General features: G+C 68.4%; 20 protein-coding genes and 1 pseudogene. 12 read left to right on the top strand and 9 right to left on the bottom strand.

Translation table 11 applies throughout. The features are described from left to right. Positions 1 to 7: 7 nt before the first annotated feature. A complete protein-coding gene (locus U5809_RS27405; protein WP_322088817.1) occupies positions 8 to 952 on the bottom strand; it encodes a LysR substrate-binding domain-containing protein in 945 nt (314 codons plus the stop codon). A gap of 168 nt (positions 953 to 1,120) precedes the next feature. Between U5809_RS27405 and gtdA the strand changes: the two genes are divergently transcribed. The 9 genes and pseudogenes from gtdA to U5809_RS27450 form a co-directional block, all read left to right on the top strand. Beyond that, positions 1,121 to 2,164, top strand: a complete 1,044-nt coding sequence (gene gtdA / locus U5809_RS27410; protein ID WP_322088818.1) for a gentisate 1,2-dioxygenase — start codon at positions 1,121 to 1,123, stop codon at positions 2,162 to 2,164. An 81-nt stretch (positions 2,165 to 2,245) separates the two neighbouring features. Then, positions 2,246 to 2,944 (top strand): fumarylacetoacetate hydrolase family protein, encoded by a 699-nt coding sequence (locus tag U5809_RS27415; protein WP_282510431.1) that lies wholly within the window; start codon positions 2,246 to 2,248, stop codon positions 2,942 to 2,944. A gap of 25 nt (positions 2,945 to 2,969) precedes the next feature. Next, complete coding sequence (gene maiA, locus U5809_RS27420) at positions 2,970 to 3,611, top strand: maleylacetoacetate isomerase (RefSeq protein ID WP_322088819.1); 642 nt, start codon at positions 2,970 to 2,972, stop codon at positions 3,609 to 3,611. A gap of 19 nt (positions 3,612 to 3,630) precedes the next feature. Continuing rightward, entirely contained in the window at positions 3,631 to 4,839 is a 1,209-nt protein-coding gene (locus tag U5809_RS27425) for a 3-hydroxybenzoate 6-monooxygenase (RefSeq protein WP_282510427.1), read from the top strand. A gap of 81 nt (positions 4,840 to 4,920) precedes the next feature. After that, entirely contained in the window at positions 4,921 to 6,282 is a 1,362-nt protein-coding gene (locus tag U5809_RS27430) for an aromatic acid/H+ symport family MFS transporter (protein WP_322088820.1), read from the top strand. 97 nt (positions 6,283 to 6,379) lie between these two features. After that, a complete protein-coding gene (locus U5809_RS27435) occupies positions 6,380 to 6,730 on the top strand; it encodes a metalloregulator ArsR/SmtB family transcription factor (RefSeq protein ID WP_322088821.1) in 351 nt (116 codons plus the stop codon). After that, complete coding sequence (locus U5809_RS27440; RefSeq protein WP_322088822.1) at positions 6,720 to 7,154, top strand: YeeE/YedE family protein; 435 nt, start codon at positions 6,720 to 6,722, stop codon at positions 7,152 to 7,154. Before U5809_RS27435 ends, U5809_RS27440 begins: the two co-directional genes overlap by 11 nt. A gap of 1 nt (position 7,155) precedes the next feature. Beyond that, positions 7,156 to 7,578 carry a DUF6691 family protein gene (locus tag U5809_RS27445; protein WP_322088823.1) on the top strand — a complete coding sequence of 141 codons (423 nt, stop codon included), beginning with the start codon at positions 7,156 to 7,158 and terminating at the stop codon, positions 7,576 to 7,578. A gap of 151 nt (positions 7,579 to 7,729) precedes the next feature. Continuing rightward, positions 7,730 to 8,131, top strand: a pseudogene (locus tag U5809_RS27450) (PLP-dependent aminotransferase family protein); the annotation flags it as partial. A gap of 84 nt (positions 8,132 to 8,215) precedes the next feature. On the opposite strand, the gene U5809_RS27455 reads toward U5809_RS27450, so the two are convergent. From U5809_RS27455 to U5809_RS27465, 3 genes are all read right to left on the bottom strand, one after another. After that, positions 8,216 to 8,491, bottom strand: a complete 276-nt coding sequence (locus U5809_RS27455; protein ID WP_034191604.1) for a hypothetical protein — start codon at positions 8,489 to 8,491, stop codon at positions 8,216 to 8,218. Positions 8,492 to 8,588: 97 nt separating this feature from the next. Further along, entirely contained in the window at positions 8,589 to 9,935 is a 1,347-nt protein-coding gene (locus U5809_RS27460; protein ID WP_322088824.1) for a cytochrome-c peroxidase, read from the bottom strand. A 44-nt stretch (positions 9,936 to 9,979) separates the two neighbouring features. Further along, complete coding sequence (locus tag U5809_RS27465; RefSeq protein ID WP_322088825.1) at positions 9,980 to 11,443, bottom strand: metallophosphoesterase; 1,464 nt, start codon at positions 11,441 to 11,443, stop codon at positions 9,980 to 9,982. A gap of 198 nt (positions 11,444 to 11,641) precedes the next feature. Between U5809_RS27465 and U5809_RS27470 the strand changes: the two genes are divergently transcribed. After that, positions 11,642 to 12,490 (top strand): class I SAM-dependent methyltransferase, encoded by an 849-nt coding sequence (locus tag U5809_RS27470; RefSeq protein ID WP_322088826.1) that lies wholly within the window; start codon positions 11,642 to 11,644, stop codon positions 12,488 to 12,490. Positions 12,491 to 12,589: 99 nt separating this feature from the next. On the opposite strand, the gene U5809_RS27475 is transcribed toward U5809_RS27470, so the two are convergent. The 5 genes from U5809_RS27475 to U5809_RS27495 form a co-directional block, all read right to left on the bottom strand. Then, positions 12,590 to 12,901 (bottom strand): hypothetical protein, encoded by a 312-nt coding sequence (locus tag U5809_RS27475; protein WP_322088827.1) that lies wholly within the window; start codon positions 12,899 to 12,901, stop codon positions 12,590 to 12,592. 58 nt (positions 12,902 to 12,959) lie between these two features. Beyond that, entirely contained in the window at positions 12,960 to 14,981 is a 2,022-nt protein-coding gene (locus U5809_RS27480; protein WP_322088828.1) for a BCCT family transporter, read from the bottom strand. Between the two features lie 308 nt (positions 14,982 to 15,289). Next, entirely contained in the window at positions 15,290 to 16,477 is a 1,188-nt protein-coding gene (locus U5809_RS27485) for a porin (RefSeq protein WP_322088829.1), read from the bottom strand. A 107-nt stretch (positions 16,478 to 16,584) separates the two neighbouring features. Beyond that, positions 16,585 to 19,005, bottom strand: coding sequence for a glycoside hydrolase family 31 protein (locus tag U5809_RS27490; RefSeq protein WP_322088830.1), 2,421 nt, complete (start codon positions 19,003 to 19,005; stop codon positions 16,585 to 16,587). 27 nt (positions 19,006 to 19,032) lie between these two features. Beyond that, entirely contained in the window at positions 19,033 to 20,304 is a 1,272-nt protein-coding gene (locus U5809_RS27495) for an MFS transporter (RefSeq protein WP_322088831.1), read from the bottom strand. A 470-nt stretch (positions 20,305 to 20,774) separates the two neighbouring features. Here U5809_RS27495 and U5809_RS27500 point away from each other — a divergent pair, with 470 nt between their 5' ends. Next, entirely contained in the window at positions 20,775 to 21,719 is a 945-nt protein-coding gene (locus U5809_RS27500; RefSeq protein WP_322088832.1) for a MurR/RpiR family transcriptional regulator, read from the top strand. Continuing rightward, on the top strand, positions 21,716 to 22,702 hold the full coding sequence (locus U5809_RS27505; RefSeq protein ID WP_322088833.1) for an isoaspartyl peptidase/L-asparaginase: 987 nt from the start codon (positions 21,716 to 21,718) through the stop codon (positions 22,700 to 22,702). The genes U5809_RS27500 and U5809_RS27505 overlap by 4 nt, the downstream gene beginning before the upstream one ends. Positions 22,703 to 22,729: the final 27 nt, after the last annotated feature.

Raw genomic sequence — 22,729 nt, forward strand, 5'->3', positions numbered from 1 at the left:
GCGTCATTCATTCCACCTTCACTTTCTCCCATCCGCCGACTTGCGGCGCCGCGCAAGCGCGCAGGCACTCGATCGTCGCGGCCACCGCCGCGCGATTCGCGCTGTCGGGGTGCCAGTACATCGACACCGCGCCCTGGCCTTCGAGCCGCATCGGCAGGATCCGGATCGCGTTCAGTTGCGCAAAGCGCTGCGCGGCACGATGCGACGCGACGCCGAGCAGGTCGGTGTTGTTCAGCAGCGTGAGGTTGAGGATCGACGAATTCGATTCGACGCAGTGCGGCGGCCGCACGCGGCCGGCGGCCGTCAGCGCGGCCTCCAGCGCATTGTGTACGGGCGTGCCCGACGGCCACACGATCCACGAATAGGCGAGCACGTCGTCCCAGTCGACCGACGCCGCACCGGCAAGCGCGTGGCCGGGCCGTGCGACGAACACGACCGGATCGACATACAGCGCTTCGGCGCGCAGCAGCGGATCGACGGAGGTCGAGCCCGAGCGGCCGACGACGATATCGAGTTCGCTGCGCGCGAGCTGCGGCATCAGCTGGTTCATCGTGCTTTCGGTGAGACGCACCTGTGCGCGCGGCATCCGCTTCAGCAGTTGGGACACCGCGAGCGGCACCGTATCGGCCGCCGCAACGCCCGATGTGCCGATCGTCACGAGGCCGCTACCGCCTTCGCGCAGCGCGGCCATGTCGTCGCGCGCGACGTCGAGCTGCGCTTCCACGCGGCGCGCGTGCTCGATCAGCGCTTCGCCGTAGGGCGTCGGCCGCAGGCCGCGCGCATGCCGTTCGAACAGCGGCAGCCCGACATCTGCTTCCAGCTCCTTCAGCCATTTCGACAGCGCGGGCTGCGTGGTCGCGAGCGCGACCGCTGACTGGCTCAGATTGCCGGTGCCGGCCAGGCTCAGCAGTACCTGCAGATGCCGCAGTCGCAGCCGGTGGGTCCAGTCCATCGCATGCCTCGTCGCAAGGAGATATATCCATAACTATATGGATTAGATGATTTAACCATTTTACCGGGTATGGCTGCGTCGAATATAAATTCACTCACGGACTGCTGCACGGTCCCCGACCAGACAGACCCGGCGCCGATGCCGATCGGCCGCCTTCAAGGAGACATCATGACGACCCATCCGGACGCGTCGCGCGCCGCCTACTACGCACGGATCGCCGAGCAACGCCTGGCGCCGCTGTGGGAATCGCTGCACAACCTCGTGCCGAAATCCCCGCAGCCGGCCGCGCAAGCCGCGATCTGGAAATACGCGCAGGTGCGCGACCTCGTGATGCAGGCCGGCAGCGTAATCAGCGCGGAAGAAGCCGTGCGCCGCGTGCTGGTGCTGGAGAACCCGGGGTTGCCCGGCAAGTCGAGCATGACGCCGACCCTGTACGCGGGGCTGCAGCTGATCCTGCCGGGCGAGATCGCGCCGAGCCACCGGCATACGCAGTCGGCGCTGCGCTTCATCGTCGAAGGGCGCGGCGCATGGACGGCCGTGAACGGCGAGCGCACGACGATGCATCCGGGCGACTTCATCATCACGCCGTCGTGGGCGTGGCACGACCACGGCAATCCGTCGGTGGACGAGGGCGGCGAGCCGGTCGTGTGGCTCGACGGGCTCGACATTCCGCTCGTTGCGAATCTCGACGCCGGTTTCGCGGAGAACTACCCGGATGCCGTGCAGCCCGTGAATCGCCCGGAAGGCGACAGCCTCGCGCGATTCGGTCACAACATGGTGCCGGTGCGGCATCGCGTGAGCGATCCGACGTCGCCGGTGTTCAGCTATCCGTATGCCCGCACCCGCGAGGCGCTCGACGCGCTGTACCGGAACGGCGAGCTCGATGCGTGGGACGGCGTGAAGCTGCGCTATGTGAACCCCGCGACGGGCGGCTGGCCGATGCCCACCATCGCGACTTTCATGCAGTTCCTGCCTGCCGGCTTCGACGGCCGCACGTATCGCAGCACGGACGCGACGATCTACTGCGTCGTCGAGGGCAGCGGCACCGCGCACATCGGCGGCAACGCATTCGAATTCGCGCCGCACGACATCTTCGTCTCGCCGTCGTGGGCGCCGGTACGGCTGTCGGCGTCGTCCGACAGCGTGCTGTTCAGCTATTCCGACCGGCCCGTGCTGTCCGCGCTGAACCTGCTGCGCGAAGCGCGCGACTGACGCCGGCGCGCTCAACGAACTGTTTTCCGTGCGCCGTCGTGGCGGCGCGCCCCTTCCTTCATGCCTACGCAGGAGCCGTTCATGACTTTCGTTTTCCCGCCCGAAGCGCCCGTGGCGCTGCCCGTCGCCGGCAGCGACGCCCGCTTCGCGGTGCGCCGCGTGTACTGCGTCGGCCGCAATTACGCGGCCCACGCGCGCGAAATGGGCTTCGATCCCGATCGCGAGCCGCCGTTCTTCTTCTGCAAGCCGGCCGATTCGATCGTGCCGGTTGCATACGGCGAAACGCTCGATCTCGCGTATCCGTCGCAGACGCAGAACTATCACTACGAAGCCGAACTCGTCGCGGTGATCGGCAAGGGCGGGTCGGACATTCCGCTCGAACGCGCGCTCGAACACGTGTGGGGCTATGCGGTCGGCCTCGACATGACGCGCCGCGACCTGCAGATGAAGATGCGCGAAATGGGCCGGCCGTGGGAAATCGGCAAGGCGTTCGACCGCTCGGCACCGATCGGGCCCGTGCATCCGGCAAGCGACGTCGGTCATTTCGAGCAGGGCGGCCTGTGGCTGACCGTCAACGGCGCGACGAAGCAGAAGAGCGACGTGTCGCACCTGATCTGGTCGGTCGCGGAAACGGTGGCCGACCTGTCGAAGTTCTTCCGCCTCGAACCGGGCGATGTGATCTTCACGGGTACGCCGGAGGGAGTCGGCGCAGTGGTGGCGGGCGACGTGATGAAGGTTGGCGTCGAGCGTCTCGGCGAACTGACCGTGCGCGTGGTCTGACGCATTTTTCCCGAGAGGTTACATCGTGCAACTGCATAGCTTCTTCAACAGTTCGACATCCTACCGGGTGCGCATCGCGCTCGCGCTGAAAGGGCTGCCGTACGACACGCTGCCCGTGAACATCCGCACCGGCGAGCATCGCGACGCCGCGTACGTCGCGCAGGTGAACCCGTCGGCGGCGGTGCCGGCGCTGATCGACGGCGATTTCCGCCTCGGTCAGTCACTCGCGATCCTCGATTACCTCGACCAGATCCATCCGGAACCGCGGCTGATTCCGATCGAGCCGCGCCGTCGGGCGCGCGTGCTGGAACTGGCTGCGTTGATCGCGTGCGACATCCATCCGGTCAACAACCTGCGCGTGCTGCGCTATCTCGACAGCGAGCTGAAGGTCACGCTGCAGCAGAAGACCGCGTGGTACCGGCACTGGGTCGCGGAGGGGATGGCCGGCGTCGAGCGGCTGCTCGCACGCGCGGACGAGGGCCCGTGGTGTTTCGGCGATACGCCGACGCTGGCCGACGTGTGCCTCGTGCCACAGGTCGCGAACGCGTTGCGGATGGATTGCGACCTGAGCGCGTATCCGCGCAGCCTCGCGGTGTATGAGCACGCGCGGCACGAGCCGGCTTTCGAGGCCGCACAACCGCAGCGGCAACCGGATTACGTCGCGTAACAAGAAGCAGGAGACAGAGATGGGCGAGACACACAACAACGGCCGACGCGTACTCGTGATCGGCGGCGGTATCGGCGGGCTCGCGGCGGCGCTGGCGCTCGCGCGCCAGGGCATCCGCGTGAAGCTGCTCGAACAGGCCGAGCAGATCGGCGAGATCGGCGCGGGAATCCAGCTCGCGGCGAATGCATTCAACGCGCTCGACGCGCTGGGTGTCGGCGAGGCGGCACGCGGCCGCGCAGTATTCACCGACTGGCTGCAACTGATGGATGCGATCGATGCACGCGAGGTCGCGCGCATCGATACGGGTGCCGCGTACCGCGAGCGCTTCGGTAATCCGTATGCGGTGATCCATCGCGCGGACATCCATCTTTCGATCTACGAGGCGGTCAAGGATCACCCGCTGATCGAGTTCCGGACGAGCACGCAGGTGTGCGGTTTCGAGCAGGACGGCAACGGCGTGACCGTGATCGACCAGCATGGCGAACGCTATCGCGCCGATGCGGTGATCGGCTGCGACGGCGTGAAGTCCGCGATCCGTCACGCGCTGATCGGCGATGCGCATCGCGTGACGGGCCACGTCGTGTATCGCGCGGTGGTCGACGTCGACAACATGCCGAAGGATCTGCAGATCAATGCGCCCGTCGTGTGGGCCGGCCCGCATTGCCATCTCGTCCACTATCCGCTGCGCGGCGGGCGGCAGTACAACCTCGTCGTCACGTTCCACAGCCGCGAGCAGGAGACGTGGGGCGTGCGTGAGGGCAGCAAGGAAGAAGTGCTGTCGTACTTCGACGGCATTCATCCGCTGCCGAAGCAGATGCTCGACCGGCCGACGTCGTGGAAGCGCTGGGCGACCGCCGACCGCGATCCGGTCGAACGCTGGAGCGCGGGCCGCGCGACGGTGCTCGGCGACGCCGCGCATCCGATGACGCAATACATCGCGCAGGGCGCATGCCAGGCGCTCGAGGACGCGGTGACGCTCGGCGCGGCCGTTGCACACACGAACGGCGATTTCGAGGCCGCGTTCGCGCTGTACGAGCGCGTGCGGATTCCGCGCACTGCACGCGTGCTGTATTCGGCACGGGAAATGGGGCGGATCTATCACGCGAAAGGCGTCGAGCGGCAGGTGCGCAACGGGCTCTGGGTCGGTCGCACGCAGGCGCAGTTCTATGACGCGCTCGACTGGCTGCACGGCTGGCGCGCGGAGGATTGCCTGAAGACGGTCGCGTAACGCATCCGTTCAGCCCGAATCCGGCGGCGCGTATTTCAACGACAGACGACGCGCGACCGCCTTCCTGGAGGAGACACCATCATGGCCGATACGCTGTCCATCGACGTCAGCGAATGGATCGACCGGCATCGCGTTGCGCCGTTTCAGGCCGCGATCGTCGTCCTGTGCTTTCTGATCGTCGCGATCGACGGGTTCGATACCGCATCGATCGGTTTCATCGCACCCGTCATCCGCGCGGAATGGGGCCTGTCGCCCGCGCAACTGGCGCCCGTGTTCGGCGCGGGGCTTGCCGGGTTGATGGCCGGCGCGCTCGTGTTCGGGCCGTTCGGCGACAGGTTCGGCCGCAAGCGCCTGCTGCTCGCGTGCGTGGCGTGCTTCGGCATCGCGAGCGCCGCATCGGCAAGCGCGGGTGGCCCGACCGAGCTGATCGCGTGGCGCTTCGTGACCGGGCTCGGGCTCGGCGGCGCGATGCCCAATGCGATCACGCTGACGTCCGAGTACTGTCCGGCGCGCCGCCGCTCGCTGCTGGTGACGACGATGTTCTGCGGCTTCACGATCGGTTCCGCGCTCGGCGGGCTTGCCGCCGCGTCGCTGATCGAGCATCACGGCTGGCGCTCGGTGCTCGTGGTCGGCGGCGCCGCGCCGCTGCTGCTCCTGCCGGTGCTCGCGTGGCGGCTGCCGGAATCGGTGCGCTATCTCGTCAGCCGGAACGCGCCTTCCGCGCGGATCGCGGCGATGCTCGGCCGCATTGCGCCGGATCCGCACCTTGCGCACGCGTCGTTCGTCGCGCAGGGTGGCAAGCCGGCCGGGTCGCCGCTCGGCCGGCTGTTCGATGCCAACCTGCTGCGCGGCACGCTGCTGCTGTGGCTGACGTTCTTCATGAGCCTGCTCGTCATCTACCTGCTGTCGAGCTGGCTACCGACGCTGTTGCGCACGACCGGGGCGACGCTGCAGACGGCCGCGCGCGTGACCGCGATGTTCCAGGTCGGCGGCACGCTCGGCGCGATTGTCCTCGGCTGGCTGATGGACCGCTTCGACCCGCATCGCGTACTGGCTTGCAGCTATGCGGCGGCCGGCATCTTCGTCGCGGCAATCGGCGTGTTTGCCGCGTCGCCTTGGGGCGCCGCGCTTGCCGTGTTCGCGGCCGGTTTCTGCGTGTCGGGTTCGCAGGTCGGCGCGAATGCGCTGTCGGCCGCGTTTTATCCGACCGCGTGCCGGACCACCGGCGTGAGTTGGGCGAACGGGATTGGCCGGGGCGGTTCGGTCGTCGGATCGATGGCCGGCGGCGCGATGCTGGCGATGGGCGTGCCGCTGTCGACCGCGTTTGCCGTCGTGGCGGCGCCCAGCGTGATAGCGGCGATCGCGGTGCTGGCGCTCGGCATGGTGCGTGCCGAAGCGGCGCGGGCGTCGGGTGTCGACGGGGTTGCGGGCGAGCAGGCCTGAGCGAAGGCGGGCGGCAAGGGCGTCAGTACGCACATGGCGGGAAACAATAATATATAAATTTATATAATATTGTTTCTTTAATTGATTTCATGCCCCGATGAACGACGCTCTTCCCGCCGGGTTACCCGAGCCCGATCAGATGCGCGCCGCCGCCGAATCGGCTTGCGCGCTCCTCAAGGTGTTGTCGAATCCCGACCGGCTGCTGCTGCTGTGCGAACTGTCGCAGGGCGAGCGCTGCGTCAGCGATCTCGAAACACGGCTGGACATCCGCCAGCCGACACTGTCGCAGCAGCTCGGCGTGTTGCGGGACAACGCGCTGGTCCGTACGCGTCGCGACGGCAAGAACATCCACTATTCGCTCGACAGCCCGGCCGCGATCGCGGTGATGGGCGTGCTGTACGAACAGTTCTGCGGCCCGGCCGCGAAAGGGGCGCGCGATGCAGCTTGATGCGCTTCATTTCACGCCGTGGCTGTCGCTGGCCGGTGGTGTCCTGATCGGGCTCGCGGCCGCGTGGCTCGTCGCGTTCAACGGCCGGATCGCCGGCATCAGCGGCATCGTCGGCGGGCTGTTGACGGCGGGTGCGGGCGAGCGCGACTGGCGCATCGCGTTCGTCGGCGGGATGATCGTCGCGCCGGTCGTGATGCGCGTCGCCGGAACCGGTCTGACGCCGCGGGTCGATGCGAGCTGGCTCGAATTGCTGGCGGCCGGCCTGCTGGTCGGGATCGGCACGCGGTACGCGGGCGGCTGCACGAGCGGCCACGGCGTGTGCGGGATGTCGCGCGGTGCGCTGCGTTCGGTGGTCGCGACGGCGACCTTCATGGTCGCGGGCTTCGTGACCGTCTTCGTGCGGTTGCACGTGCTGGGAGGCTGACATGCAGGCAGGATTCGCGTTTCTGGCCGGGCTGCTGTTCGGCGTCGGCCTCATCGTGTCCGGCATGGCCAATCCGCAGAAGGTGCTCGGCTTTCTCGACCTTGCCGGCCGCTGGGATCCGTCGCTCGCGTTCGTGATGGCGGGCGCGACGGGGGTGGCCGTGTTCGCGTTCGCGTGGGCGAAGCGCCGGACGCGGTCGTGGCTCGGTCTGCCGATGCAGTTGCCGGCGCTGCGGGCGATCACCGTGCGCCTGGTTGCCGGAAGTGCCGTGTTCGGTATCGGTTGGGGGATTGCCGGGTTCTGCCCGGGGCCCGCGATCGTGTCGATCGGCTTCGGATCGGTAAAGGGGATCGTGTTCGTCGTCGCGATGCTGGCCGGGATGGTGATTTTCGAATGGGTCGAGCGTCGCCGGAACGCGCATTGATGTGGCGGCCGCGCCTGCCGGGCAGGTTGCGGCGGTCGCAAGGATGCCTGGAGCCGAACGTGTCCGTCAGTCGCAGCGATGATGAGGTGACTGCCACGGGCGCGTCGTGATTTGGCCAGTTTCGATTTCGGGAATGCTCGAGCACAGCCGGCACAACAGGCACAACACCATGCCGTAGCAGGCCGTGGCAGCCGAATTCGTCGGCTCGGGTGCGTTCGACCGCCATCTGCCTCGGTTTCGTGAGCAATGGTGCGTGCAGCGCGATGTGACGATCGACGCGATCGCGCGGCATTTCCCGCCCGGCACGCGGATGAACCAGCCATTGGGTGGAATGCGGCTGTGAATCGCATTGCCGGATAGCGCGCGTTCCACGGCGCTGTTCGACGCCGCGCCGGCGCAGGGGATCAGGATCGCGCCCGGTTCGATCTTCTCGAATTCCGACCGCATCGACGGCTATATCTGGCGGGCCTGCACACGCGTGTTCGATGCGGCGCACGCAGCGGCATTCGAAACGCTCGGCCGCCTCGTACGGGAAGCCACGGCGGCAGCGTAAGCGCAGCGGCGGCGGCCGGCCGGACAGGCGAATACGCGAGCATTCCGGCTTGCCGAGGCGCCGTAGTGGCAACCCGCCGCCATTTCATCGGCTGGCCGAATGTGTAGCGAGGTGCTGGCGGATCAGCGACAGGTAACGATCGCCGACCGAGAAGTCGCGTGCGGCGCGCGGCCGGTCGGCCTGACGCAGCGTGGCCGGCGCGCTCATGCCCAGGTACCGGCACACGGCGGACGGGAAGGGCTTGCGCGTATGCCCGAGCTGGCGAGCCGCGCGCTCGACGCGGGCATCGCCGACCTGGGCGCGAAGCCACGCCAGCACTTGGCGATCGGCTTCGTTGACGATACGGACCAGATGTTCCATCTCGCACCTCACTGTTCATAAATACAGTACTGTAAATATAACCAGTGTTTGCGGCGACCGCAAGCGGGTGCGCGTGCGATTGGCCGTCCGGCCAGGGTCAATGCGCCGGCGTGGCGGTTCGCGTGATCCGGGAAGCGGGGGTAACGGGCGCCGCCGGCGCTGCGACCCCCGTATAGCGCGCGTCGGTCAGCGTGCCGAGGAACGCGACGATGTCGTCGATTTCCGCGTCGGTCAGCGCGGGCGGCGTACCGGGACGGCGATTCATCGGCGTCGAGTTGACGTTGATGTTGCCGCGATAGGCGGCCGGCACGTCGTCGAACGTGTTGGCGCCGTGATACCAGAAGCCGGGATCGGTCGAGCGCGTGTTGTAGAACGCGACCGCGTCGCGCAGCGTCGTGAACACGCCGTTGTGCATGAACGTCTGCTTGACCGCGACGTTGCGCAGCCCCGGCGTGCGCAGGTAGCCGCACCATTGCGTCGGCTCGGGCCAGCGCAGCCGACGCGCGGTGTCGCACAGCCCGTTGTCGAAATGGCGCGGGTCGCGGTTCGCCGGCAGCGCGCGATTGCGCGGCACCGCGATCGCGTCGTAGCCGAAATCGGTGAACAGCGAGCGCTCCGGACGGCTCGACGTGTCCGACAGCGTATGGCAGGTCATGCAGTTGCCCTTGTCCGGGTTCCGGAACAGCGCGAGGCCGCGCATCTCGGCCGGCGCCAGCGGCTTGCGCGTACGCAGGAACGCGTCGAAGCGCGACGTGAACGGCGCCATCTCGTCGCTTTGCAGATAGGCCTCGACGGCCGAACCCAGCGCGCGCACCAGTTGCTCCGGATCGCGCCGCACCGGCGCGCCGAAGCGCGCGGCGAGATCGGTCGCGAGCTCGGTCGCGTTGACCTTGCGCAGCAGTGCGGCCGGCGACCGGTTGTTCATCTCGTCCGGATCGAACAGCGGCCCGCGAATCTGTTCGGCGAGCGTATCCGCGCGGCCGTCGCTGAACAGGCCGCCGAACGGCGACGGTGCGGGCGCATCGTCGTCCTGGTAGAAGTGGCGGCGCGGCACGTAGCGCACATAGAGCAGTGACGGCGCGTTGCGCCGGCTGAAGCGCCCGGGCCGGCTGCCTTCCGGCACGCCGGGCCCCGCGAGCGCGGCGGCCGACAACGTCGGTGCGAAGGCTCGGCCCGGATCGTGGCATCCCGCGCACGACATGCCGCGCGGCTCGGACAGCCGCGGGTCGAAGAAGATCCGGCGACCGAGCGCGACGAGCGTCGGGTCGGGCGCGAAGCGTGCGGTGGCCGCATCGATCTTGCCCGTCACTTGCGGTGTGCCGTTGCCGATCGTGTCGACGACGCGCGACGGTGGCGCGCCGGGGAGCAGACCCGTTTCGGCCGGCGCGGCGTGGGCCGTGAGCGTCAAGCCGGCGAGCAGCGTGACGGCAAGCGTGTGCAGCATTCGACGGCCGCGCACCACGCGGCCGTCACATCGGACTTCTTCACTCACGGCGCGATGAACCCCGTCTTGTCGCAGGCGAGCGTCGTGCCCGACTGGTCGCACGATGCGAGCAGCTTGCCTGCCGCCGAATACGCATGGAACACCCAGCCCGTCGCGGGCGCTGCGCGGCGCTCCATGATCAGGAAGCCGAAGCTGTTGTTGTGCGACAGCCGCTCGATCACCGCGCCCGGTGCGGGCGTCAGGCCGGCCGGGAACGGGTCGGGCAGCGCGACGTCGAGGTTGTCGCCGCCGTTGCCGGACACGATCGTCGCCGGGTGCCCGGACGAGAAGTTGATCGCCTGGAAGTCATGTACGTGGCCATGCAGCGCGACGTGCACGCCCGGCGGGTAGTACGCCTGTGCGTTGAGGCTCGACATCACCGACTGCAGTGCGAGGTTGCCGGGCGCGGGCGTGCTGCCGGCGATCGGCGCGAACGCGAGGATCGGGTGATGGTTCGTGAAGATCGTCGTCGTCATGCCGGCCTTCGACGCGAGCGACGCGACCGTCTGGAACTGCTTCTGGTAGATGCCGAATTGCGCGTCGGTCGTCTTGAGCGCGATGCGGCCGACCTTCGCGGTATCGAACACGATCACCTGCGAGCCGCCGCCGAGCGACACCGCATAGGGTTCCGAATAGTTCGCGTTGTTGTCGTTGGCCGGATCGTCGCACGAGCGCGCCGCCGAATACGGACGCGGATCGAGGAAACGGAACCAGCCCTGGCCTGCGCGCGCGCATTCCTCGTGGTTGCCGCGCACGACGACCCATGGCGCCTTCGCGAGCAACGGCGCAGCCGGGCGGAACAGGTCGGCCTGCCACGTATCCCAGCCGTAGCCCCACGGGCTGTCCTTGCAGCCGGCGATGTCCGGCGGGCACGCGTTCTCGCGATAGTGGTAGTCGCCGACGTGCAGCACGAGATCGGGCGACAGTTTCGCGACGCTGGCCGCGATCGTGTCGAGCGGCCAGACCGTCGCGTCGTTGCACGCCTGCCACGCGTTGTCGGCTTTCTTCATGCGGCAGCCGGTGTCCGCGATGATCGCGATGCGCTGCGGCTGCGCTTTTGGCAGCGGCAGCGTGCGGCCTGCGACGCTCGCGGCCTGCGCACCCGTCGGCAGCGTCGTTTCGCAGACGGAGACCGGGAAGCTCGACGGTTTCGAATCGGCCGGATCGCTGGCGGTCGGCCGCTGTGCCAGCGTCGCGGCGCCCGCGCGCAGTGCCATGCGCGACAGCTTGCCGTCGACGGTCAGCTGCGGGCACAGCGGGTCGCTGGCCGACGCGGGCGTGTAGTTCGTGATGACTCGGGCGATCGCCTGGTTCGCATCGCCGATCTCGACCCAGGCGGCCTGGACGTTGACCGATGCGCTGGCCGGATCGTCCGGTGTATCGATGTGATTCGAACACGCGGACAACGCGGCGAGGGCAACAAGGGGGGCGCAGCGCACGAGCAGCGCGCGCGTGAGGAGTCGTCGCATGGGAGGCACCGTAGGAAAGTCGTCAACGATACGCAGCGTGAATGTAAGAAATGTGAAAAACGGGGCGCGGCGGGGGCGCGCACGCGGGCCGGGTGTCGACATGGCGGCGGCAGGTCGCGGCCCGAGGGGCTTGACTTCAAGTCGGCTTGAAGCAGCACAGTGCGATGCACGATCAATGAACCGGAAAGGGAATCGACGATGGAAACCAGGCAGCCCAATGACGAACAATCCGCGCTTTGGAACGGCCCGTCGGGGCGCGCCTGGGTCGATACGCAGGCGCCGATCGACCGGATGTTCGAGCCGTTGGAGAAGTTGCTGGTGGAGGCGGCGGCCACGTCGCCCGCGCGCAGCGTGCTCGATGTCGGCTGCGGCACGGGCGCGGTCACGGTTGCGATCGCGCGGCGGCTCGGTGCGCACGCGCAATGCACGGGCATCGATATCTCGGCCCGGATGATCGACGCAGCGCAGGTGCGCGCCGAACGCAGCGGCGTTCACGCCCGCTTCGTGCGTGCGGACGTGCAGACGCATATATTCGAGCCCGCGAGCGTCGACCTGATCGTGTCGCGCCTCGGTGTGATGTTCTTCGACGATCCGGTTCGTGCGTTCGCGAACCTGCGGCATGCGGCGCGGCCGAATGCGCAGATGCGGTTCGTCGCATGGCGCAGCGCGGCAGACAATCCGTTCATGACGATCGCCGAGCGGGCCGCGGCGCCGTTGCTGCCGAACCTGCCCGTACGGCGACCCGGCGCGCCGGGGCAGTTCGGGTTCGGCGACCGGCAGCGGATCGCGTCGGTGCTGTCGGACAGTGGCTGGGCGGACATGGCGATCGAGCCGGTCGATCTGGCGTGCGCGCTGCCCGCGCCCGCGCTGGACGACTACATCACCCGGCTGGGCCCGGTCGGGCTTGCGCTGCTGGAGGTGGACGAGGCGACGCGGCGGCGCGTGGTCGACACGATGCGTACCGCGTTCGAGCCTTACGTCGACGGCGCGGATGTGCGCTTCGACGCCGCATGCTGGCTCGTGACGGCGCGAGCACCGTCCGCGTAAGCCGTTGCGGCAAGGAAGCGGATCAGGGAAGCGGCGGCCGCTTTGCCCCGCGCGTTGCCGTTCGCGCGGGACGAGGCCGGGCCGCGTGCCGTACGCGTGTCAGCGTCGCCGCGCGCGCAGCATCAGCCACGCGCAACCGCCGGCGACCAACACGAGGCCGAGCAGGACGGCCTCGACGCCGAGCGCAAACCCGGGCGGCATGTTCCCGGTGTCCGGCATCGGCGACAGGTTGATGCCCATCGCGATGGCGCCGCCGGCGAGCAGCGCCGCGCTCACGATCCAGTAGATCTTGCCGCGCGGCGCCGCGGCGCGGATCCGCCACAGCGCGATGCCGGCTCCGCCGAGATAGAGCACGGCGAGCGTGCCGAGCGCGATGACGTCGGAGGCGCGGCTTTGCAGGAACCCGGTCATCGTATGGCTCCGTCGGGCGTGGCAATGTGCCACGACGCAGTGAAGGCGGCACGCGGGCTCATTCGGCCTCCGTCGCATGTCCCGGCGCACGGCTCAGCAGATGCGTCCGCTTGTCGGCGGCGAGCGACACGTAGCGTTCGTACTGGCGCAGCACGTCGGCGATCACCTCGTCGCCGCGCAGGTATTCGACGTCGTAGCCGAGCCGGCCGTCTTCGAAGAACGTGACGATCCCGTATACGTGCTCGCGCGCCGCATCGGGCTCGGCGGCCTCGCGCACGAGGAACGCAGCCGCGGATTTGGCCGTCACGCGCACGCCGTACACGAAGTCGCGATGCTCGGCGGTCGGCACGGTGAGCCGCGCCGCATCGTCGCTGTCGCGCTGCACGAGCGCATCGACGCCGCTCGCGCGCAGCTCGTCGGCAACCTTGCGCAGCGCCGGCTCGATGGTCTCCGCGACGAACTGGCGTGCCTCGGCCTCGGTCGTCTGCCGCAGGATGTGCGTCAGGCGGTGGCGCCAGTGCTGGCCGGTCCAGAAGCTCGCCGCGGGCGCGACGTCCTGCGAATAGTGCGCGCGGTCGGCCGCGAGCCCGCGCCAAAGCCCGTAGCACAGCGCGAGCATGATGATCGCGACCGGCAGCGCGGCGATCAGCGTCATCGCCTGCAGCGCGCCGAGCCCGCCGGCGACGAGCAGCACCGCGGCCGTCACGCCGAGCAGCGCAGCCCAGAACAGCCGCTGCCACACGGGCGAGTGCGTGTTGCCGCGCGTCGCGATCTGGTCGATCACGAACGCGCCCGAATCGGCGGACGTCACGAAGAACACGGCGATCAGCACGATCGCGGCGATCGACATCAATTGCGGAAACGGCAGGAAATCGAAGAAGCGGAACAGCAGCGCATCGACGTTGGTGGCCGTCTGCGCGAGCGCGCCGGCCGCGCCATGCGTATCGAGCCAGATCGCGCTGTTGCCGAACACCGTCATCCACACGAGGTTGAACGCGGTCGGCACGAGCAGCACGCCGATCACGAACTGTCGGATCGTGCGGCCGCGCGAAATGCGCGCGATGAACATGCCGACGAACGGCGACCACGATATCCACCACGCCCAGTAGAGGATCGTCCAGCCGCCGAACCAGCCTTCCTCGCGCGGCGGCGCGTACGCGTACGTGCGGAACGACAGGTCGACGAGGCTGGACAGGTACTGGCCGATGTTGTCGCCGAGTGCGCGCAGCAGGAACGCCGTCGGGCCCGCGACGACCACGAAGGCGAGCAGCAGGAACGCGAGCAGGAGGTTCAGCTCGGACAGCCGGCGCACGCCCTTGTCGAGGCCGGTCGCGGCCGATACGCCCGCGAGGATCACGACGGCCGCGACGAGCCCGATGCGGAACACGTTGCTGCCGGTGTCCCAGCCGCCGACCGTATGCAGGCCCGCGCTCAGCTGCATCACGCCGTAGCCGAGCGTCGTCGCGATGCCGGCGACCGTGCCGACCAGCGCGAACGCGTCGACGGTGTGGCCGATCCAGCCGTTGATGCGCTCGCGCAGCACCGGATAGAGCCCCGAGCGCAGTGTCAGCGGCAGGTTGTAGCGAAAGCCGAAGTACGCGAGCACGAGCCCCATCAGCCCGTAGATCGCCCACGCATGGAAGCCCCAGTGGAAGAAGGTCATCAGCATCGCCTCGCGCGCGGCGGCGGGCGTGCCGGGGTCGACGGTCGGCGGCTTCAGGAAATGCTGCATCGGTTCGCCGACGCCGAAGTACATGAGGCCGATGCCCATGCCGGCCGCGAACAGCATGGCCGTCCACGATACGAAGCTGAATTCGGGTTCGGCGTCGTCGGGGCCGAGGCGGATGTTGCCGAAGTCGCTGGCGGCGATCAGCACGAGAAACACGAGGAAGCCGGTAACGGCGAGCACGTAGAACCAGTCGAAGCGTGCGATGACCCATTGCTGGCCGGCGGAGAACAGCGCGCCGGCTTCGCTCGGGCGCAGCGCGCACACGACGAGCAGCGCGCCGATCACGGCGAGCGCGGGCAGGACGACCTGCGGCTTGAACGTCGTGCGGGGCGAGGGACGGGAATCTGGCATGGCGGGCATCCAGTTGTAGGCGCAACGAGGCGCAACGCCGCCCGGCGCGCGCGTCGCGCGTCGGACCCTGATACGGCGTGCGTCGAGTGTACCGCGGTGTCAGGACTGCAAGAAGGGGCATGCAGGAGGGATCAACCTGACGAATTGTAAGGTATCGGGGCGATCGGGCAAACCCGCGCGGTTCGCGCGGCAGGCGGACGGGGTGGGGAGAGCGGTGCGGCGAAAGCGCACCGGGCGCCCGGACGGCGCATGCGGAATGCGCATCGTCCGGGGCGGCGGCAGCGCGCCGAAGGCGCTGCCGGGCAGGTTCAGAACGTGACGGCGATACCGGCCATGCCGACGAACTGGCCGTGCGTGGTCGACGGCGTGAGCTGCTGCGAATCGCCGACGATCGGTGCCGCGTCGACGATGTGGCCGGCGCCTTGCGCGCCGAGCGTCTGGCCGCTCGAATGCGTGTAGGCCTGCAGCGCATAGAGCGTCGTCCGTTTCGACAGGCTGTACGACTCCTTCAGCGAGTACTGCTGGTAGCGGGCCGCGTTTGCGACGCCGTTCGCCTTCGACGCGAGCGTGTACGCGAACGCGCCGGCCACCGAGAACGTCGGCGTGAAGCGGTACGCGGCGAGCGCGCCGTAGGTATTGAACACGGCCGTATCGGTGAACGCGGAGCCGTTGCCGGGCAGGTACTTCACGTTCGAGTAGTTGACGCCCATCGTCAGGTCGCCGAGCGTGTAGTTGCCGGCCGCCGCGACCTGCTCGACGGCCTTCGCGCTCAGGTAGCCCTGGTTCAGCACGGATACCGCGAAGCTGCCCGACGAGGCGGTGGCCGGGTTCAGGAAGCCGGCGGACGAGCCCGAGCTGTTGATCCGCAGGTAGCCGGCTGCAATCCCGATCGGCCCGTTCGCGTAGCGCAGCGCGGCGCTGAACGTGTTGCCCTTGCCGGTCGCGCCGGCGATGCCGCCGAATGCGTACATCGCGCTCGCGGTCAGCCCCGCGAAGGTCGGCGACGTATAGGTAACCGAATTGTTCACGCGGATCGTCGTGTCGAGGCCGTCGATGTCGCCCGGATGCGCGCCAGTGGCACCGGTCAGCCAGCTGCTCGACGCATACGGGCCGACGAACAGGAAGTAGGGCGTGTACTGGCGGCCGGCCGTCAACGTGCCGTAGTGATCGTTGCGCAGGCCGACGAATGCCTGGCGGTTGAAGATCGTGCCGGCGGCGGCCTGCGCGCCGGTATTCAGGTTGAAGCCGGACTGCAGGTCGAAGATCGCGTGCGTGCCGCCGCCGAGATCCTCGTCGCCGCGCAGCCCGAATTTCGACGCATACAGGTTGCCGTCGCGCATGTAGATATTCGAGTGGCCCTGCTGGTTGTTCACGTACGCGATCGAATCGTCGACGACGCCGTACAGCGTCACGCTGCTCTGCGCGTGGGCGGCGGTCGAGCCGAGCGAGGCGGCCGATAAAATAAGGATTGCATAGCGGTTGACGGGTGCTTTCATTGTCGATCTCCAGATCTCTTCATCTTTTCAACGGGGGCGGGAGGCTGGGGCGCCTCCTCTGTGGCGGGCGGCGGGCCGCGCGAACGGCCCGCCTGATCAGGCTTGCTTCAGTGGTCGAGCGCGACGACGATGCGGCGCCATGCGCCGTCCGGCGCGTCCTGATCGATGCGCGCGCCGCGCACGGCGACCGCGCCTTGCAGCGAGGCGGGCAGCAGGATTTCGACGCGCTCGGCCGGGCGGCCCGGGCGGCCGTCCCAGCGGACCGACACGCCGAGCACGCCCGATGCCTCGCGGCCGGTTTCGATGCGCCACAGTCCGTATTCGCCGTCGCGCCACGCTTCCGTTTCGCCGTCGTCCTCGACGCATTCGCCGTACGCGACGCCGTCCTCGATGCGCGGCGCGACGAGGAAGCCGCGCGTGTCGGCGCGCGCGCCGAAATGCTGTTCCGCGACGTTCAGCGGCAGCACGCGGCCTTCGCGCAGCAGCATCACCGGCGTGTCGAGCGGTGCGGGCAGCGTCACGCTTGCGCCGCCGTCGAACGCCTGCGCGCTCGCGCAGCACATCCAGCGCGCGCCCGCGGGCAGATAGACCGTGCGCGCCGTCTGGCCGGGATCGACGACCGGCGCGACGAGTAGCGCGTCGCCGAGCATCATGTCGTCGCATGCGTCGTAGCAGCGTGCATCGCCGGGGAAACCGGCCAGGGTCGGCCGCAGCACGGGCTCGTAACGCGTCGTCGACAGCCACAGCAGGTGATAGAGGTAAGGCAGCAGCCGGTAGCGCTGCTTGATCAGCGACGCGATCTGCGCGGTGATCTCCGGATACATCCACGGCTCGTTGACGGTGCCGTCGTCGTTCCACGAATGGATGCTGAAGCGCGGCATGAAGATGCCGAACTGCACCCAGCGCAGCAGCAGCTCGGGCGACGGCGCGGGGCCGGAGAAGCCGCCGATGTCGTGGCCGATGTTCGACACGCCCGACAGCGCGAGCCCGAGGCCCATCTTCAGGTTGTAGCGCAGCGTTTCCCACGACGTGTAGTTGTCGCCGGACCAGGTCTGCACGTAGCGCTGCATGCCGGCGCCGCCGGAGCGCGACACGAGGAACGGCCGCTGCGCCGGCGCGTGCGCGCGCTGCGCTTCGCGCGACGCGCGCATCATCAGCATCGTCTGCAGCACCTTCGCCTCGCGCGCCGGGAACGGCTGGCCGAAGCCGTGCGCGATCGCGTCGGGCGACCAGATCTCGTATTCGTTGTTGTCGTTCCAGGTCGACTCGATCCCGTAGTCGAGCAGCGCCGACGTGACCTGTTCGCGCCACCAGCGGTACGCGTCCGGCTGCGTGAAGTCGAGGTACGCGCCGACCTCGTCCCAGAACTGCACCCACGCGGGTTCGCCGGACGCCGAGCGGATCAGCAGGCCGCGCTGCGCGGCATCGTCGAACGCGGGATGATCGCGCAGCAGGCACGGCTTGATGTTCGCGCACAGGCGGATGCCGTGATCGCGATAGTGCTGCGCGAAGCCCTTCGCGTCGGGGAACTTGTCGCGGTTCCAGTTGAACACGTAGCGCTTCGCGCCGATCGACGTATAGCCTGACGACAGGTGGAACGAATCGCACAGGACGTCGTGCGCGTCGCACTGCTCGACGAACCGGTTCATCTGCTGCTGCGCGTCCGGCGCATCGGTATAGCTCATCGTCGAGCCCGAATAGCCGAGCCCCCATTTCGGCGTGCGCGCGGGGCGCCCGGTGAGCCATGTGAAGCACCGCGCGGCCGCGAGCGGCGTGTCGGGCGATGCGATGAAGTAGTAGTCGAGATCGCCGTGCTCGGCGACGAAATAGCGATACGGGCCGTGATAGTTGTCGAGTTCGCGGCCCATGTCGAACGTGCAATCCGACAGCGTGTCGTAGAACAGCCCGAAGCCCTGGCACGTGTCGGGCGACCACGTGATGTAGAACGGGATGTGCTTGTACAGCGGGTCGGTATGTTTCGCGCTGTAGCCCATCGCGTCGATGTTGCGCATCTCGAAGCGCGCGCCCGTGCGGTCGAGTTCGCCCGCGCGTTCGCCGAGGCCGAACACCTTGTCGCCGCGCTCGCGGGCAACGTAGTGATAGGCGCGGTCGTCCCACCAGCCGAAGTTGTACGCCTGCGTCGAGCGGTCGGCGAGCGCGACGCGCCACGTACCGTCCGCGCCGCGCATCGACCACGTGCAATGGCCGCCTTGCCAACGCACGGCGAGCCGGATCTGCTCGGTTTCGATGTGCAGGCCGTCGTCGCCTTCGGCGAGCGAAAAGGCGGGCAGCGCGAAGCCGTCGAGATCGAGGCGGTCGCGCCCGTCGAGCGGCACGTCGTCGAGACCCGGCGCGATCGTCCACGTGCGTGGGTTGCGTGCCGTCGCGTCGGGCAGCACGCGTACGCGCACGATGTCGTCCTCGAGCACGAAGATCTCGATGGTGGCGCCGGCATCGGACGCGAGCAGCACGCGGTTCGCGTGCATGCCGGCAACGCGGAACACGGGCGGATGAAGAAGCGAAGTCATGAATGCGATTCCTGGTGAGGGCAGTTGTCAGGCGTGCCGTGCGAGCAGGCGTTCCTGCTTCGACTGCCCGCGGATCAGCACCGCGAGCAGCGTGACGCCGATGATGTCGAACAGGCCGAGGCAGGCGAACAGCGGCGCATAGCCGATCTTGTCGGCGAGTGCGCCGACCAGCAGCGAGAAGCCGAGGCCGCCGATCCACGCGGCCATCCCGGCGAAGCCGCTCGCCGTGCCGACTTCCTCGGGATCGAACACGTCGGCCGACAGCGTGTTGACGAGCGCGGAGATCATCTGGTGCGCGAAGCCGCCGACGCAGAACAGCGCGATGGCCGTGTACGGCGACGACACGAGGCCGATCATCGCGGGCCCGAGCATCAGCACCGCGCCGAGCGCGACGCCGGCGACGCGCGACCACACCAGCGGCAGCTTGTAGCGTTTCGCGAGATACGGCGACAGGTAGCCGCCCGCGATGCCGCCGGCATCGGCCGCCAGAAACGGCATCCACGCGAAGATCGCGATCTGCGTGAGCGGCATGTGGCGCTCGGTCGCGAGGTACAGCGGAATCCAGAAGCTGAAGGTTTGCCACGCGGGCTCCGCGAAGAAGCGCGGCAGCGCGATGGCCCAGAAGCGCCGCGCGGTGATGACGTCGCGGATGCGGCGCTTCGACACGGGCGGCATCGTGGCCTGGCCGTCGCGGATCAGCGCACGCTCCTGCGGCGTGATGCGCGGATGATCGGCCGGCGACCGGTATTGCGTGTACCAGAGCGCGGCCCACACGAACCCGAGTGCGCCGGTGGCCATGAACGCGGCCTGCCAGCCGAACCGCATCGACAGGAACACGACGAGCGGCGGCGCGATTGCGGCGCCGAGCGACGTGCCCGCGTTGAAGTAGCCGACCGCGACGGACTTCTCGCGATCGGGAAACCATTCGGCGACGGCCTTCATCCCCGACGGAATCGCGGCGGCTTCGAACAGCCCGAGAAAACCGCGCAAGACGCCGAGCGACAGCCAGCCCGACGCGAAGCCATGCGCGACGCCGACCACCGACCACAGCATCGCGAACAGCGCGAACCCAAGCCGCAGCCCGATCAGGTCGACGACGAACCCGCACACCGGCTGCATGATCGTGTAGCCGATCTGGAAGGCCCCCACGATGTACGAATATTGCTGCGTCGAGATCGAGAACACCTGCTTCAGCTCGGGCGCGAGCACCGCGAGGGAATTCCGTGCGAGGTAGTTGAGGATCGTGCCGAGGCACACGAGCACGATGATCCACCAGCGCAACGCCTTGACTGTCTTCACTGCTGTCTCCTGTCAGGCAGGGCAGGCGTGCGGCGCCTGCCCGATCCATGAGGGCCATCCATCGAGATGGCTTGTTTCGTTTTATTCGTACGATGTCCGATCTTGATGTGCGCCGGCTTTCCCGGTTTATATCGAAATCACGGCGTTCGAGCGAACATTTTGCCGTCATTAAATCGCTGTGTTATCTGACGACTGATCATTTTCGAACATCCTATGTTCGAATTCGAATCCGGTCAACGTGAATCTGCATTCGAACGAACTTGCTCGGGGTTTTCCCGATGGGCGGGTGATGGGGGGCTCGGCGGCGAGCGCCGGCGGCCGCGTGCCAAAGGCCCGTGCGGCGGGCCTGAGCGATCGTTGTGCGGTGGCCGGGCCCGGAAAGGGGCGTGACAACCCTGATGAAAATTTATTTCTTTCCGGGGTGTGGATTGTGTAAATTGATTTTCATCATCCTTGCAACGGCCCTTCGCATGACGCCTCTCGTTCCGTACGACGCCAGTCACGACGAACCCGCGATCGCCGAGCGGATCGCGTCGGCGATGCCGTTGATGACGCCGATCCACCGGCGCATGGGCGAATTCGTGCTTGCCAATCCGTTTCGCGCGGCGACGATGCGGATCGACGAACTCGCGCAGGCCGTGAATGCGTCGATCGCGACCGCGAACCGCTTCGCGAAGGCGCTTGGCTTCGACGGCTATCCGGCGATGCGCGCGGCGCTCGTGCGTGGCTTCGAGGCGACGCTCGGGCCGGTCGAGCGGCTGCGCTCCGCGCAGGAACTGGAGCCCGGCGTGCGCGGCGCCGCCTGGATCGACGCGGTATTCGACCAGGCTGCCGCCAATATCGAGAGCACGCGCGCGCAACTGGATGCGGCCGATGTCGAGGCCGCGGTCGAAGCGATCGTCGGCGCGCGGCGCGTGCTGATCCTCGGCGCCGGATCGAGCGCGTTCCTTACCGGGCTGATGGAGCACGGGCTGTCGGTGTGCCACGACAACGTGCAGTCGCTCGCGCTGCTCGGCGGCCCGTCGCACGCGGCGCGGCGCCTGTATACGGCCGATTCGCGCGATCTCGTAATCGCACTCGCGTTTCCGCGCTACGTGAAGGACACGATCGAGCTGGCCCGCCGGGCGGCGGCGCGCGGCGCGCGCGTGCTCGGCATCTCCGACGGCCCGCAGTCGCCGCTGGCGCCGATCGCGTCGCTGAACCTGTACGTCAAGGCCGAACGGCGTTTCGCGGCCACGTCGGAAGCCGCCGTGCTCACGATGATCGAGGCGCTGATCGACGCGGTCGCGCTGCGCACGCACCGGTCCGCGAAGTCCGCGGCCGAGATGACCGAATTCCTGCTGCCGTGGCTCGTGCAGCCGCAGGCGGCGTTGCCGGCCACCAACCCTTCTTCCTCACGTCCGAAAAAATCATGACTTCAACCGCGATCGTTGCGATTCACGGCGGCGCAGGCACGATCCTGCGCGAGGCGATGGATACCGATACCGAACGTCGGTACCGCACCGAACTGACCGCCATCCTGCAGGCCGCGCAGCAGGTGCTGGCCGATGGCGGCAGCGCGCTCGACGCCGTCACCGTCGCGGTGCGGATGCTCGAGGACTGTCCGCTGTTCAACGCCGGGCGGGGCGCGGTCTACACGGCCGAAGGCAAGCACGAACTCGACGCGGCGGTCATGGATGGCGCGACGCTCGGCGCCGGCGCGATCTGCTGCGCGACGCGTGTGCGCAATCCCGTGCTCGCCGCGCGGCGGGTGATGGAGGCGAGCGAACACGTGCTGTTCGCCGGTGCGGGCGCCGATGCGTTCGCGGCCGCGCAGGGGCTCGACCTCGCGGAACCCGGCTACTTCGACACCGACGCGCGGCATGCGCAGTGGCTCAAGGCGCGCGCGGCGGCCGGCACGATGCTCGACCACGATGCGGCGGCGTTCGCGTTCGGCAAGTCGCAGCCGGCCGAGCCGCTCGATCCGAACCGCAAGCTCGGCACGGTCGGCGCGGTCGCGTGCGACCTGCACGGCCACATCGCGGCGGCGACGTCGACGGGCGGCATCACGAACAAGCAGCCGGGGCGGGTGGGCGATTCGCCGATCATCGGCGCGGGCTGCTACGCGGACGACGCAACCTGCGCGGTCTCGACGACGGGCACCGGCGAGATGTTCATCCGCCTCGCGACCGCGCATGACGTCGCCGCGCAGATCGCGTATCGCGGCGCGTCGCTCGCCGACGCCGCGCACGACGTCGTGATGAACAAGCTGGCGCGCCTCGCCGGCCGCGGCGGGCTCGTCGCGGTCGATGCGCACGGCAATGTCGCGATGCCGTTCAACACCGAAGGGATGTACCGCGGCTACGCGCGCGTCGGTGAAGCGCCGGTCGTCGGCATCTACCGCGACGACGCGGCCTGAATCCGGATCGCACGAGGAGAGACCCGC

The organism is Burkholderia sp. BCC1999 (assembly GCF_905339975.1).
Classification (GTDB): Bacteria; Pseudomonadota; Gammaproteobacteria; order Burkholderiales; family Burkholderiaceae; genus Burkholderia.

Excerpts from the sequence above, each read along its gene's own strand:
- U5809_RS27485 (WP_322088829.1), bottom strand. The coding sequence starts at position 16,477 with ATGAAAGCACCCGTCAACCGCTATGCAATCCTTATTTTATCGGCCGCC.
- U5809_RS27440 (WP_322088822.1), top strand. The coding sequence starts at position 6,720 with ATGCAGCTTGATGCGCTTCATTTCACGCCGTGGCTGTCGCTGGCCGGT.
- U5809_RS27505 (WP_322088833.1), top strand. The coding sequence starts at position 21,716 with ATGACTTCAACCGCGATCGTTGCGATTCACGGCGGCGCAGGCACGATC.
- gtdA (WP_322088818.1), top strand. The coding sequence starts at position 1,121 with ATGACGACCCATCCGGACGCGTCGCGCGCCGCCTACTACGCACGGATC.
- U5809_RS27460 (WP_322088824.1), bottom strand. The coding sequence starts at position 9,935 with ATGCTGCACACGCTTGCCGTCACGCTGCTCGCCGGCTTGACGCTCACG.
- U5809_RS27430 (WP_322088820.1), top strand. The coding sequence starts at position 4,921 with ATGGCCGATACGCTGTCCATCGACGTCAGCGAATGGATCGACCGGCAT.
- U5809_RS27500 (WP_322088832.1), top strand. The coding sequence starts at position 20,775 with ATGACGCCTCTCGTTCCGTACGACGCCAGTCACGACGAACCCGCGATC.
- U5809_RS27435 (WP_322088821.1), top strand. The coding sequence starts at position 6,380 with ATGAACGACGCTCTTCCCGCCGGGTTACCCGAGCCCGATCAGATGCGC.
- U5809_RS27415 (WP_282510431.1), top strand. The coding sequence starts at position 2,246 with ATGACTTTCGTTTTCCCGCCCGAAGCGCCCGTGGCGCTGCCCGTCGCC.
- U5809_RS27490 (WP_322088830.1), bottom strand. The coding sequence starts at position 19,005 with ATGACTTCGCTTCTTCATCCGCCCGTGTTCCGCGTTGCCGGCATGCAC.
- U5809_RS27475 (WP_322088827.1), bottom strand. The coding sequence starts at position 12,901 with ATGACCGGGTTCCTGCAAAGCCGCGCCTCCGACGTCATCGCGCTCGGC.
- U5809_RS27465 (WP_322088825.1), bottom strand. The coding sequence starts at position 11,443 with ATGCGACGACTCCTCACGCGCGCGCTGCTCGTGCGCTGCGCCCCCCTT.
- U5809_RS27445 (WP_322088823.1), top strand. The coding sequence starts at position 7,156 with ATGCAGGCAGGATTCGCGTTTCTGGCCGGGCTGCTGTTCGGCGTCGGC.
- U5809_RS27425 (WP_282510427.1), top strand. The coding sequence starts at position 3,631 with ATGGGCGAGACACACAACAACGGCCGACGCGTACTCGTGATCGGCGGC.
- U5809_RS27470 (WP_322088826.1), top strand. The coding sequence starts at position 11,642 with ATGGAAACCAGGCAGCCCAATGACGAACAATCCGCGCTTTGGAACGGC.
- U5809_RS27405 (WP_322088817.1), bottom strand. The coding sequence starts at position 952 with ATGGACTGGACCCACCGGCTGCGACTGCGGCATCTGCAGGTACTGCTG.
- U5809_RS27480 (WP_322088828.1), bottom strand. The coding sequence starts at position 14,981 with ATGCCAGATTCCCGTCCCTCGCCCCGCACGACGTTCAAGCCGCAGGTC.
- U5809_RS27455 (WP_034191604.1), bottom strand. The coding sequence starts at position 8,491 with ATGGAACATCTGGTCCGTATCGTCAACGAAGCCGATCGCCAAGTGCTG.